11 protein-coding genes are annotated in these 12,955 nt (G+C 35.2%); all 11 read left to right on the top strand.

The window, feature by feature from the left end:
• Positions 1 to 38: 38 nt before the first annotated feature.
• The 11 genes from P0Y62_01535 (at position 39) to P0Y62_01485 (ending at position 12,900) form a co-directional block, all read left to right on the top strand.
• Complete coding sequence (locus P0Y62_01535) at positions 39 to 455, top strand: hypothetical protein (GenBank protein ID WEK70237.1); 417 nt, start codon at positions 39 to 41, stop codon at positions 453 to 455.
• A gap of 252 nt (positions 456 to 707) precedes the next feature.
• On the top strand, positions 708 to 2,087 hold the full coding sequence (locus P0Y62_01530; GenBank protein WEK70236.1) for a porin: 1,380 nt from the start codon (positions 708 to 710) through the stop codon (positions 2,085 to 2,087).
• 239 nt (positions 2,088 to 2,326) lie between these two features.
• Positions 2,327 to 3,907, top strand: coding sequence for an MFS transporter (locus tag P0Y62_01525; GenBank protein WEK70235.1), 1,581 nt, complete (start codon positions 2,327 to 2,329; stop codon positions 3,905 to 3,907).
• A 43-nt stretch (positions 3,908 to 3,950) separates the two neighbouring features.
• Positions 3,951 to 4,178 (top strand): hypothetical protein, encoded by a 228-nt coding sequence (locus P0Y62_01520; protein ID WEK70234.1) that lies wholly within the window; start codon positions 3,951 to 3,953, stop codon positions 4,176 to 4,178.
• A gap of 61 nt (positions 4,179 to 4,239) precedes the next feature.
• Entirely contained in the window at positions 4,240 to 4,434 is a 195-nt protein-coding gene (locus tag P0Y62_01515) for a hypothetical protein (protein ID WEK70233.1), read from the top strand.
• Positions 4,424 to 7,099 (top strand): ATP-binding protein, encoded by a 2,676-nt coding sequence (locus tag P0Y62_01510; protein WEK70232.1) that lies wholly within the window; start codon positions 4,424 to 4,426, stop codon positions 7,097 to 7,099. The genes P0Y62_01515 and P0Y62_01510 overlap by 11 nt, the downstream gene beginning before the upstream one ends.
• Positions 7,100 to 7,130: 31 nt before the next feature.
• Positions 7,131 to 7,490, top strand: a complete 360-nt coding sequence (locus P0Y62_01505) for a response regulator (protein ID WEK70231.1) — start codon at positions 7,131 to 7,133, stop codon at positions 7,488 to 7,490.
• 179 nt (positions 7,491 to 7,669) lie between these two features.
• The gene (locus P0Y62_01500; GenBank protein ID WEK70230.1) at positions 7,670 to 9,562 is read left to right on the top strand and encodes an AMP-binding protein; all 1,893 of its coding nucleotides are present in this window, start codon (positions 7,670 to 7,672) and stop codon (positions 9,560 to 9,562) included.
• 9 nt (positions 9,563 to 9,571) lie between these two features.
• Positions 9,572 to 10,357 carry a hypothetical protein gene (locus P0Y62_01495; GenBank protein WEK70229.1) on the top strand — a complete coding sequence of 262 codons (786 nt, stop codon included), beginning with the start codon at positions 9,572 to 9,574 and terminating at the stop codon, positions 10,355 to 10,357.
• A gap of 54 nt (positions 10,358 to 10,411) precedes the next feature.
• Entirely contained in the window at positions 10,412 to 12,322 is a 1,911-nt protein-coding gene (gene acs / locus P0Y62_01490) for an acetate--CoA ligase (GenBank protein WEK70228.1), read from the top strand.
• A 212-nt stretch (positions 12,323 to 12,534) separates the two neighbouring features.
• On the top strand, positions 12,535 to 12,900 hold the full coding sequence (locus P0Y62_01485) for a hypothetical protein (protein WEK70227.1): 366 nt from the start codon (positions 12,535 to 12,537) through the stop codon (positions 12,898 to 12,900).
• Positions 12,901 to 12,955 lie beyond the last annotated feature (55 nt).

Here is a 12,955-nt window from a genome sequence, read left to right as displayed (position 1 = left end):
TTGCTAAGTTATTATATATTTGCTAAAAAGATATAGTTATGGAAAACCAATGTCCAAAATGCAACAGTATAAAAGTTGTAAAAAGTGGAATCGTGAATGAAAAACAACGCTTCCACTGCAAAGACTGTAACTATTATTTCACGGTAAAAAAGCTGGGAAAACAAATAGATGATTACTACGTAACAAAAGCATTACAGCTCTATCTGGAAGGTTTAAGTTTCCGAGAAATAGAAAGAATCATTGGCGTTTCTCATGTTACTATCAGTGCATGGATCAAAAAATACAATATCGTAAGACCACCTCATTCCGAATTTCATCCGGTGTATAAAATTTTAAAGCAAAACGAATTGATTGAATACATGAGCAAAGAAGAAAACATTAAAAATTCAGGCTTAATTATTACTCAGTTTGCTGATAAATATATGTTGATAAAATGGGAACGATTTAAAAAGTAACTTTGGTAAGTTATGAGTTATAAGTTATTAATTATGAGTTTTTGTTACGTATGATCAAAAAAAAATAAATAGCTTAAAATCAAAACATTAAATATAAAAACGATTCAAAAATCCATCCATTTCAATAACTTATAATTCATCATTAATAACTTATAACTATACACTTAGCATTAATATATATTAAATTTTTTCAAACAAATTATTAATTACAATTTGGCTTTCACAAAAAACAACGCCAAAAATTGATAATTTATGAAGAAATTACTCACTTTTATTGGATTGGCTTTAATCAGCAATTCTTTATATTCTCAAGGTTCGCCTGATTATGGAAATGGACTGAAAGTTAACTTAAATCCACAAGGCGACAAATATGTCAGATTTATTTTGTGGGACCAGTTTTGGTTAAGAAATACCCAAATGAACCCCGGAAGTATCGTTGGCGGAGAACCTACCGATAATTCCTGGAGTCTGGGAAACAGACGATTACGTGCTTTAGCATATGCTCAAATTTCCAAAAGATATATGATTTTAGCACATTTTGGAATTAATAATCAGACATTTATCAACGGAGGTGGTTCGGGAACTTCAGGAACGGGAGGCTATGGAAACGGGAAAAAGCCACAAATGTTTTTTCATGACGCCTGGAACGAATATGCAGTTATTTTACCTGGTGAAGCAGGCAAATTCAGTTTATCTTTAGGAGCGGGATTGCATTATTACATGGGACTTTCCCGAATGACGATGGCTTCCACATTGAATTTCCTTACAGTCGACTCCCCTATTTTCTCATGGCCTTTAATCGATAATTCTGACCAGTTCGCCAGACAATTGGGAATGTTTGCAAAAGGAAAATATGGGAAACTGGAGTATCGTTTTAGCCTAAACAAGCCTTTTGCGACAGATTTAACACCAACAAATGTTACAGATCCGGCAAAAGCAGTGGCTGTCGACAACAATGGAAATCCGAATTTCTCAAAAGCAGGCTATGCTGAATATCAATTTCTGGATGAAGAATCTAATTTATTACCCTTTAAAGTGGGATCTTATTTAGGAACAAAAAAGGTTTTCAATCTGGGCGCAGGTTTTTATCATCAAAAAGAAGGAACGAGAACTTCCGTGAATTCAAATATTGAAAAACACGACATTACACTTGTTGCCATCGATGCTTTTGCGGATATTCCTTTGGGAAATGCTAAAAATAAAATGGCAGTTTCGGCCTATGCGGGGTATTACAACTATCAATTTGGTCCAAATTACATCAGAAATTTAGGAATTATGAATATCGCTTCTGCAGATCCAAATTTTATTGGCGATAAAGCGATTGCAGGACCGGGAAATCTACAACCTACGATCGGAACAGGTAATATTATCTATGCACAAGCGGGTTTGCTTTTGCCAAATCAAACAGAAAAGCCGAAAATCAGAATTCAGCCTTTTGCGGCGTATACTTATAAAAATTTTGAGGCTTTTGATAAATCTTCCTCACAATTTGATGTCGGCGCCAACTGGTTTATCGACGGTCATCATGCGAAAATTACAACGCAATATTCTACAAGACCTATTTATACAAATCCAACGGAAAGCCCGAAATCTAAAGGAGAATTTATTATACAATTCCAGATTTATTTATAAAAATATTAATCATTAATTTTTTTTACAATCGCAAAGACGCAAAGTTTTTTTTAAACCTAAACGTTTTTAAGACGCAAGAAAATCAAAGATTTTCAGCAAGTACTGTTTAAATTTTATCGAAGATAAAATCCTTGCGCCTTATAACATAAAGCATATAAAACTTTCCTTGCGCCCTTGCGATAAAAAACAAAAACTATAAAAATCCAATCAATTTAAACTAACATCAAAATTTAAACAATATGAGCGAAAATCATCACGATGCCTACGAAAATATGACCGAGAAGCAGAAGAACCGCACCATTTGGAGCGTAATCACCGCCTCATCACTCGGCACATTAATAGAATGGTACGACTTTTACATCTTCGGAAGTCTGGCTGTAGTTTTGGCAACTAAATTTTTTCCGGCAGATAATCCGACTGCAGCATTTTTATCTACGCTTGCGACTTTCGCAGCAGGATTTGTAGTAAGACCTTTCGGAGCCTTGTTCTTCGGAAGATTGGGAGACATCATTGGAAGAAAATACACCTTTTTGGTAACTTTATTAATTATGGGATTCTCAACATTCCTGATCGGATGTATCCCAAGTTATGAAACCATTGGATTTATGGCGCCTGTTTTAGTTTTAATTTTAAGATTATTGCAAGGTTTAGCGTTAGGAGGAGAATACGGAGGAGCTGCAACTTATGTCGCAGAATATGCACAGCCAGGAAGAAGGGGGTACTGGACATCATGGATTCAAACCACTGCAACAGCGGGACTCTTCATTTCATTAATTGTTATTTTGGTTACAAAAACTACGCTTTCCGCAGAAGAATTTGACGGTTGGGGCTGGAGAATTCCTTTCTGGATATCCATTTTAATGGTTGGGGTTTCTTACATCATTCGAAGAAATATGAAAGAATCTCCGCTTTTTGCCAAGGCTAAAAGTGAAGGAAAAACTTCAAAAAATCCTTTAAAAGAAAGTTTCGGGAATAAATTCAATTTTAAATTCGTTTTATTGGCATTATTCGGAGCTGCAATGGGACAGGGAGTAATCTGGTACACCGGACAATTCTACGCGATGAGCTTCCTTCAAAAAGTAATGAATGTAGAATCTGCACAAGTCGATTCATTAATGGCAACCGCTTTATTTTTAGGCACGCCTTTCTTCGTATTTTTCGGATGGCTTTCGGATAAAATTGGTCGAAAAGCGGTGATGATGACAGGAATGCTGGTTGCAATTTTAGCATACAGACCCATTTATGATTCCATGTTTAAAAGCATTAATCTTGAAAACAAAACTGTTGCATCGAATGGAATTTCAGAAAAAAGAACAGCTAAAATTCATGATAAAATCACAACCGATAGTCTAGTAAGCTTTCATAAAGAAACATTATATACCGATGGAACTTTAATTAAAAAAGACAGCGTTGTGCACTGGTCGCCAAGTGGACCCGTAATGAAAGACGGAAAAGCGGAAGAACCAAAAGTTTCTCAAAGCATTAAGCTAGCTGACAATACAAAATGGTATCTGGTATTTTTAGTATTTGTTCAGGTGCTTTTTGTAACGATGGTTTATGGTCCGATTGCTGCATTTTTAGTCGAAATGTTCCCGGTGAGAATCCGTTACACATCGATGTCTCTGCCTTATCACATTGGAAACGGCGTGTTTGGAGGGTTGCTTCCGGCAGTTGCAACCTATTTGGTAACAACCGGAAAAGAAGCAGGACACGCTACATGGTATCTGGAAGGACTTTGGTATCCTATTGGAGTTGCCGCAGTATGTTTATTGATCGGATTATTTTATCTTAAAAATAAGAACAATAATATTCACGATTAGGCACTGAATCACTCAAATTTTTATTAATTTTAAAACAACGAAAATGAACGGACTCAAAAAAATATTAGGCATACTTTGGATAGCCATCGCTTTGGTGGTGGGATATTTCGGAATTACAGTGTTGGGAATTCCAAAAATCACTTCAGGAAAACAGGAAGATCTGGTTTTCGGAATCATCATTCTATTCGTTTTGATGCCGATTATATCAGGTGGAATGGCGATTTTCGGTTATTATGCTTTAACCGGAGAATATTCTGACGACAAAGTTTAAACAAAATAAGTTAGTGATAATTGGCGGATATTTTCTGTCCGTCAATTATTTTTTATAGATCATGAAAAAAAGACACGAACAAAAGCTCATCATCCTAAGCATCGGACTTCTGATTGCTTTCAGTATTCCTGTTTCCTTACTGTTCAATAGCGGCAGGGAAGTTTTTGGTTATCCGATGATCCTGATTTACATTTTCGCCGTCTGGATGGTTTCCATCATTATTTCTTTTGTAATCGTAAAAAAATATGATGAGTAGTTTCGCGTTATTTACTGTGGTTTTGTTTTACTTAGCCCTTTTGTTCTTAGTCGCTCATTTGGCGGAGAAGAAGAAGAGTAAGCTTTGGATCAACAATCCTTATATCTACGCGCTTTCTCTGGCGGTATACTGCACAGCATGGACGTACTATGGAAGCATTGGTGTTGCTGCAACCAGCGGACTGAATTACCTTCCGATTTACATTGGTCCCATCATCATTATCCCCGCATGGATTTATATCAATACGAGAATCGTACGAATCTCAAGAGTCAATAAAATAAGTAGTTTGGCAGATTTTATTTCGTTAAGGTACGGGAACAGCAGAAGTTTCAGTGCCATCATTACCATTGTTTGCCTTTTAGCAATTGTTCCATACATCGGTTTGCAGATCAAAGCGATTTCCGAAACTTTTCATCTGGTAACGGAAACACCGATGTCTAATGATATTTTAACCGATAATGCTACTTTTGTTGTTGTTTTAATCGCTTTATTTTCATCTTATTATGGAACACGTTACGTTGATGCTTCCGAAAAACGGTTGGGAATTATTTCTGCGATTGCTTTGGAAAGTTTTCTTAAGCTTTTCTTTATCATCATTTTAGGACTATTCGTTCTCTATTTTGTGTTTGACGGATTTTCGGATATCTATCAAAAAGCCAGTCAGTTTGAAGACTTTAAAGAAAAAAACACATTCAACGGTGTTGAAGGCGCGATGAACTGGATGGTTTTGTGCATGATCTCAGGAACTGCGATCTGCATTCTTCCAAGACAGTTTCATACTGCCATTGTTGAGAACAGACAGGAAAAGCACATCAAAACAGCGATTTGGTTTTTTCCACTTTACCTGTTGATTTTCACCGTATTTATCTTTCCGATTGCATGGGGCGGAAGATTGGTTTTCGACGGACAAAAAGTAAATCCGGAATTCTACTCTATTTTAATTCCGCAACATTTTGACAATACCTTAATTACCGTTTTGGTTTTTTTGGGTGGATTAAGCTCCTGCATTTCCATGATTATTATTTCAGCAATTACTTTATCCATCATGCTTTCCAACAATTTAATTATTCCTTACGGAGTATTGGGAAAGCTTAAATCCGAAAATGAAACTCAAAATACAAAGCTCATTACCAATATCCGAAAGTTCAGCATTTTCGCTCTGATTATCATGGCATTTGCTTTCTATAAGTATTTTATTTTAAAAACTTCGCTGGATTCAGTTGGATTGATTTCATTTGTTGTGATTGCACAACTTGCACCTGCATTTTTCGGAGCTATTTTCTGGCGAAGAGGAAGCTATAAGGGTGCAGTAACCGGTCTATTGGCAGGTTTAATAATCTGTTATTTTGGACTGATTATTCCTCAGTATTATTTTTCTTATAATCAGGAATTCAAAGGTGTTTTGAGAGAAATGTACGATGCTTTTGATTTCTTTAAAATTACTTTTCTCGACAGAATTCCACAAGTTTTCTTTTGGTCTATTCTGGCGAATACAGGTTTATTCGCCATTATTTCCGTGAGCAGTAAAGGAAATTACCGTGAAAGAAATTTTGCCGAATTGTATGTGGATATCGATAAATACATTCAAAATCATGAAAACGCATTTATCTGGCGCGGAACAGCTTATATTTCAGATATTAAAAATATTCTGGAAAGATTTTTAGGTAAAAACAAAACCGAACAGGCACTCAGAATTTTCAATTTAAAATATAGTATTGATTCACAGACAGAAACTGCCGATTCCAGATTTATCAAATTTTCGGAAAACCTTTTGGCAGGAAGAATCGGAACCGCTTCCGCAAAAATTTTAATTGAAGGTGTAACCAAAGAAGACAAAATTTCTCTAAAAGAAGTCTTAAACATTTTAGAGGAATCTAAAGAAAATATTACACTTAATAAAAAACTGACTGAACAGTCTGAAGAGCTGCAAAAATTATCCGATGATCTCCGAAAGGCCAATGAAAGTTTAATCATCAAAGACCACCAGAAAGATGATTTCCTCGATTCTGTTGCTCACGAATTAAGAACTCCGATTACCGCAATCCGCTCTGCAGGAGAAATTTTGGCGGATGATGACGATATTCCTTTGGAAATCAAAAGAGAATTCTTAAATAATATCATTACAGAATCCGACAGATTAAGTGAAATCATCAATGATATTCTCTATCTCGACAAACTTCAACATGGTGAAATAGTTTTAAATATTCAGGAAAATAACATTATTGAAACCTATAAAAAAGCTTTAAATCCGCTTCTTCATCTGATTCAGCAGAAAAATCTCCATTTGAGTGAAGTGAATCTTTTGAATCAATTTTTGTTTGAATATGACGAAGCAAGGATGATTCAATTATTTCAGAATATATTAGGAAACGCTTTAAAGTTTACCGATGAACAGGGAACGATTCAAACTAAATTATCTGAAAATGAAAATCAATTAGTCATTAAAATTTTCAACACCGGAAAGCATATTCCCGAAGAAGATCTGGAAATGATTTTTGATAAATTTTACCAGTCAAAAAATCAAAATATTTTAAAGCCTACAGGAAGCGGACTTGGACTGGCTATTTCAAAAAAAATAGTTCAGGCGCAAGGAGGCACAATAAAAGCAGAAAACAGCGGACTTGGTGTGATTTTCACCATTATCCTGCAAAAAAATAAAGAATAACAATGAAGTTGAACACAGCTAAACACACCCTATGAAAAAAATAATTATCGCGGATGACGAACACAAAATATTAATGTCACTGGAATACAGTTTCAAAAAAAACAACTATGATGTTTTCATAGCCAGAGACGGAACAGAGGTTTTGGATTTTTTAAAAACAATGACTCCTGATGTAATCTTACTGGATATTATGATGCCGAATCTTGATGGTTACAGCACCCTGGAAATCATTAAACAGGATGAGAAATTGAAAAATACAAAAGTTATCTTCCTGAGCGCGAAAAACAATCCCAAAGATATCGAAAAAGGTTTGGAAATGGGAGCCGATGCATACGTCACAAAACCTTATTCCATTAAAAAACTGATACAACAGATTGAGGAAATGTTTTGATAAAGAGACTGAAAAATATGTGCTCAATTGTCATTCTGAACGGAATAAAATGGAGTGAAGAATCTAAATTGAATACTTAAAATTTTAAACCATTAAGATTGATTTTAAGAAATTAAGATTATTAAGAGATTGCTTCGTCGCTTCGCTCCTCGCAATGACTTAAAACACAAAAAATTAATATGGATACAGATATTTTATTTAAACAAAGCATAGAAGACAAAGAGAATTTCTGGAAAGAACAGGCTCAGGAAATCGACTGGTTTGAGTTTCCCGCACAAATCCTCTCAAAAAACGAAACCGATTATCCTCAATGGTTTTCCGACGGAAAGCTGAATATGTGCTATCTGTGTATTGATAAACATATAGAAGACGGTTTTGGCGAACAGGTTGCCATAGTTTACGATTCTCCCGTTACCAAGCAAAAGAAAACCTATACTTTCAATCAGGCCAAGGCAGAAATTTCAAAACTGTCTGGAGGTTTGGTTTTTTTAGGATTAAAAAAAGGAGACACAGCGGTTATTTATATGCCGATGATTCCGCAGACCTTGTTTGCAATGCTGGCTTGTGCGAGAATTGGCGTGATTCACAATGTTGTTTTTGGTGGCTTTGCACCGAATGAGCTGGTTGTGAGAATCGATGATTGTAAACCAAAAGCTTTAATTACAGCAACTGCAGGAGTAGAAATAGCGAAAAGAATTCCGTACCTGCCACTGGTTGAAAAAGCCATTGAATTAGCTCAGGATAAAGTTGAAAATATCATCGTTTACAATAGAAAATTAGTGGATAATCAACATGAAATGTTTGACGGACTAATTGATTATGAAGAACTGGTTCAACAATCAGAACCTGCAGAATGTATTTCTGTAGAATCCACTCACCCACTCTATCTATTGTACACCTCAGGAACAACTGGAAAACCCAAAGGAATTACACGCGACACAGGAGGCTATGCAACGGCTTTGAAATTTTCCATGAAATACATCTATGGAGTTGAGCCGGGGGAAACCTATTGGGCGGCCTCTGATTTTGGATGGGCAGTTGGACATAGTTTTTCAGTGTATGGACCGTTGATCAACAGAAACACAACTATTATTTTCGAAGGAAAACCCATTATGACACCTGATGCTGGGACATTTTGGAGGATTATTTCAGAATATAAAGTTTCTGTAATGTTTACGGCTCCTACAGCAATTCGGGCAATTAAAAAAGAAGATCCGAATGGAGAATTGGTGAAAAAATATGATTTAAGCCATTTCAAAAAACAATTTTTAGCCGGTGAAAGATGCGATGTGGCGACTTTAGATTGGTTTGCAGAACATATTGGAGTTCCTGCGATTGATCATTGGTGGCAAACAGAATCCGGCTGGCCAATGTTGGGCTTAATGACTTATAATGACAACTATACAATCAAAAGAGCCTCTGCCGGAAAACCAATTCCGGGGTATGATATTAAAATTTTTGATGAAAACGGATATGAACTGAATGCGCATCAGGAAGGTTATTTAATCATTAAACTTCCGCTTCCTCCAGGTGCTTTGCTGGGAATCTGGAATGATAATGACCGTTTTCATGATAGTTATTTATCTCAATATAATGGATATTATTTTTCGGGAGACGGAGCCATTAAAGACGAAGACGGATATATTTTCATCACAGGAAGAGTGGATGATGTGATCAACGTTGCGGGACACCGACTTTCAACTTCGGAAATGGAGGAAATTGTTGCTTCACATCCCGATGTTGCAGAATGTGCGGTTGTCGGAATTGATGATGAATTGAAAGGACAGATCCCCTTTGCTTCTGTTGTTTTAAAAAATGGTTCACTCATCACCGAAGAAGAAGTTGAAAAAGACATCGTAAAAACCGTTCGAGAAAAAATCGGAGCGGTTGCCTGTCTTAAAAATGTGATGATCGTAAAACGTTTACCCAAAACACGTTCAGGAAAAATTTTAAGAAAACTGATAAGAACCTTGTTGGACGGAAAAGAATTCCAGATTCCATCAACGATTGATGATGAGAAAATCATTGAGGAAATTCAGGAAAAAATTTTGCAGTATAGAAATAAAAATTAGTAATAATTAATGAGTCGAAATACCGAAATTTATATTTTTAACAGAGAGATTGCTTCAAAAGTCCTTTATAATGACTTAACGGATAAAAAACTTTATAGAAAAACATTTGAAGATTTTATTAATGAAAGAAAAACTGAGATAGGAAAATCTTACGAACAAATATTAAACATCGTAAAAGAAGATATTAATAGAATCAGTCCGGTTGAATTATTTGAGTTAATCTATTATTTGAATGAAGAGTTAGTTTATGGTAAACATTATGAAGAATTTCAAGTAAATAGAGATGTAAGAAACAGTATTTATTCAAAATATGGTATAACACTTTTGTATGAATTGCCAGGAACTACAACATGTTACAGTTATATGTTTCAATATGGAAATTTTACACATTATTATCCTATTAAAGAAATAAAAACTGACGAAGACGAACAAGGACAAAATATTGATGCTAAAGACTTTTTGAGGTTTAACGATTATATAATATTACTAATGAACCGCATTTTAAGTAGTGGCATTAATGAATATTACAAAGATTCTGAAAACTATCTCAATGAATTTGAGAAAAATATATTAACTGAAATAAGTTTAGAATATCATGATGACGATAAATTCTTAAATCTTATTGAAGAAGAATTTAATGATATTAAATCTAATTTTGAGCATAAGAAGAATACAGATTCGCCTATAATAAACACAATATACCGTGCGGATAGTATTTTAAGCAAATCAATAGAAATGAAACAAAAAATTAATCCTGAAAAAAATACCAGAATCGTTATTGTTGATTCATATTAAAATGACAACAATTATAAAATAAGTAAAAGTAGAAATTAAATAATTTTAAAGAATATGAGAAATTACCTGATAGAAGATTTACCACATTATTTTGAAGAATATAAAAAGTCTATTAAAAATCCTAAAAAATTCTGGGATAAGATAGCTGACCAAAACTTTGTGTGGTATCAGAGATGGAGCAAGGTCGTAAAATATGATATGAATGAAGCAAAAATTACCTGGTTCAAAAATGCAAAATTAAATATCACCAAAAACTGTTTGGACAGACATTTAGCTGTAAGGGGAGACAAAACTGCAATTATCTGGGAACCCAACGATCCTAAAGAAGAAGCACAGCATATTTCTTACAACGAATTATATACAAGAGTCAATAAAACAGCTAATGTTTTAAAAGAAATGGGCATCGAAAAAGGCGACAGAGTATGTATTTACCTTCCGATGATTCCTGAACTTGCTGTTACGATGTTGGCTTGCGCAAAATTAGGAGCCGTTCACTCCGTAATTTTTGCAGGATTTTCTGCTTCAGCCGTTTCGTCGAGAGTCAATGACTGTGAGGCAAAAATGGTGATCACTTCAGATGGAAGCTACAGAGGAAGCAAAGTTTTAGATCTAAAAAGTATTGTTGATGAAGCTTTAGAAAAAAGTCCCAGCGTTGAAAAAGTTCTTGTAGTAAAAAGAACTCACAATGAAATTAAAATGAAAGAGCATAGAGATTTCTGGCTGGCTGATTTGTATGAAAACGCTTCTGCAGATTTTGTAACCATGATTATGGATGCCGAAGATCCGCTTTTCATTCTGTACACTTCAGGATCTACGGGCAAACCGAAAGGAATGCTTCATACCTGTGCCGGGTATATGGTTTATACCGCATACACCTTCAAAAATGTATTCAATTATAAAGAAAATGATATTTACTGGTGTACTGCAGATATTGGCTGGATTACCGGACATTCATATATTCTTTACGGACCGCTTTTAAATGGCGCAACAACGGTTATTTTCGAGGGAGTTCCTACTTATCCTGAACCTGACAGATTCTGGGAGGTTATTGACAAACATAAAGTCACTCAGTTCTATACCGCTCCGACCGCCATTCGTTCACTCGCAAAAGAAAGTACAGAATGGGTAGACAAACATGATTTGAGTTCTTTAAAAGTCATAGGATCTGTGGGGGAACCTATTAATGATGAAGCTTGGCATTGGTTCAACGACCATGTTGGAAAGAAAAAATGTCCTATCGTTGATACGTGGTGGCAAACTGAAACAGGAGGAATCATGATTTCACCACTTCCATTTGTTACCCCCACAAAACCAACCTATGCCACCCTACCTCTACCAGGAATTCAGCCTGTTTTAATGGATGATAAACGCAATGAAATTTCAGGAAATCAGGTAACAGGAAATCTTTGCATCCGTTTTCCCTGGCCGGGAATCGCAAGAACCATCTGGGGCGATCATCAACGGTATAAGGAAACATATTTCTCTGCTTTTCCAGGGAAATATTTCACAGGCGACGGTGCGTTGAGAGACGAAGTAGGCTATTACAGAATTACAGGTCGTGTGGATGATGTGATTATAGTTTCAGGACATAATTTAGGAACTGCTCCGATTGAAGACAGCATCAACGAACACCCGGCTGTAGCCGAATCTGCCATTGTAGGATTCCCTCACGATATTAAAGGAAGTGCTTTGTACGGATTTGTAATTTTAAAAGATACAGGAGCCGACAGAAAACAGGAAAATTTAGTAAAAGAGATCAATCAATTGATTTCAGACCAGATCGGTCCGATCGCCAAGCTGGATAAAATTCAGTTTGTTTCCGGACTTCCAAAGACACGTTCAGGAAAAATCATGCGTAGAATTCTGAGAAAAATTGCGGAAGGAGACTTTAGTAATTTTGGAGACATCTCTACTCTATTAAATCCTGAGATTGTAGAGGAAATTAAAAACGAGAGAATTAACTAAACTATATGAACTGAGAAATCAGGGAAACGGGCCTTACAGCCCGTTTTTTTATTTGTAAATTTCAAAATTTAAACAACCGTTCAATAGAATAAAACTAAAAATTCCACGAATAATCATAGATAAACATGTAAAATATCAAATTTTATTAAAAATAATTTAATTTATATCAAAAAATAGTATTACCTTTAAGTACAATTTAAAATGCATTGCTTATGTCAAATATATTAGCTGGATTATTTGAACATCACAGCGATTATAAAAAGCTTGAAACCGATTTAGAAAACTCAGGTTTCCCGAGTTCTGATTATATAGTATATCTGAATGATTCACCCCATCATTCCCAATATCTTGTAAGTGTAGCTGTACAAGATACTAGCCAGGCAAATATGGCAAAAGATATTTTCACCCAAAATGCTGTCCACAAAACGTATCTGTTTGAAGATATGAGTATTGATCAAGCTGACTACACTCATTTAAAAGGATATATAGATGCAAGAAATAAGGCTGAAATTCATACCAGTCCAGAAGTGAGAATAAAAGGATCAAGCAGCGGCATGGATTCTGAAGTAAAATTCTGAAAAAATATAAATTCTAATAACCACTAATCCGTAGATTATTCTACGGATTTTCTTA

This window comes from Candidatus Chryseobacterium colombiense, from assembly GCA_029203185.1.
GTDB lineage: Bacteria > Bacteroidota > Bacteroidia > Flavobacteriales > Weeksellaceae > Chryseobacterium > Chryseobacterium colombiense.
This window is presented reverse-complemented; position numbering and strand designations above follow the sequence as displayed.

What these genes read in the sequence shown, in the direction of transcription:
- P0Y62_01535 (WEK70237.1), top strand. Translation starts at nt 39, where the DNA reads ATGGAAAACCAATGTCCAAAATGCAACAGTATAAAAGTTGTAAAAAGT.
- P0Y62_01530 (WEK70236.1), top strand. Translation starts at nt 708, where the DNA reads ATGAAGAAATTACTCACTTTTATTGGATTGGCTTTAATCAGCAATTCT.
- P0Y62_01525 (WEK70235.1), top strand. Translation starts at nt 2,327, where the DNA reads ATGAGCGAAAATCATCACGATGCCTACGAAAATATGACCGAGAAGCAG.
- P0Y62_01520 (WEK70234.1), top strand. Translation starts at nt 3,951, where the DNA reads ATGAACGGACTCAAAAAAATATTAGGCATACTTTGGATAGCCATCGCT.
- P0Y62_01515 (WEK70233.1), top strand. Translation starts at nt 4,240, where the DNA reads ATGAAAAAAAGACACGAACAAAAGCTCATCATCCTAAGCATCGGACTT.
- P0Y62_01510 (WEK70232.1), top strand. Translation starts at nt 4,424, where the DNA reads ATGATGAGTAGTTTCGCGTTATTTACTGTGGTTTTGTTTTACTTAGCC.
- P0Y62_01505 (WEK70231.1), top strand. Translation starts at nt 7,131, where the DNA reads ATGAAAAAAATAATTATCGCGGATGACGAACACAAAATATTAATGTCA.
- P0Y62_01500 (WEK70230.1), top strand. Translation starts at nt 7,670, where the DNA reads ATGGATACAGATATTTTATTTAAACAAAGCATAGAAGACAAAGAGAAT.
- P0Y62_01495 (WEK70229.1), top strand. Translation starts at nt 9,572, where the DNA reads ATGAGTCGAAATACCGAAATTTATATTTTTAACAGAGAGATTGCTTCA.
- acs (WEK70228.1), top strand. Translation starts at nt 10,412, where the DNA reads ATGAGAAATTACCTGATAGAAGATTTACCACATTATTTTGAAGAATAT.
- P0Y62_01485 (WEK70227.1), top strand. Translation starts at nt 12,535, where the DNA reads ATGTCAAATATATTAGCTGGATTATTTGAACATCACAGCGATTATAAA.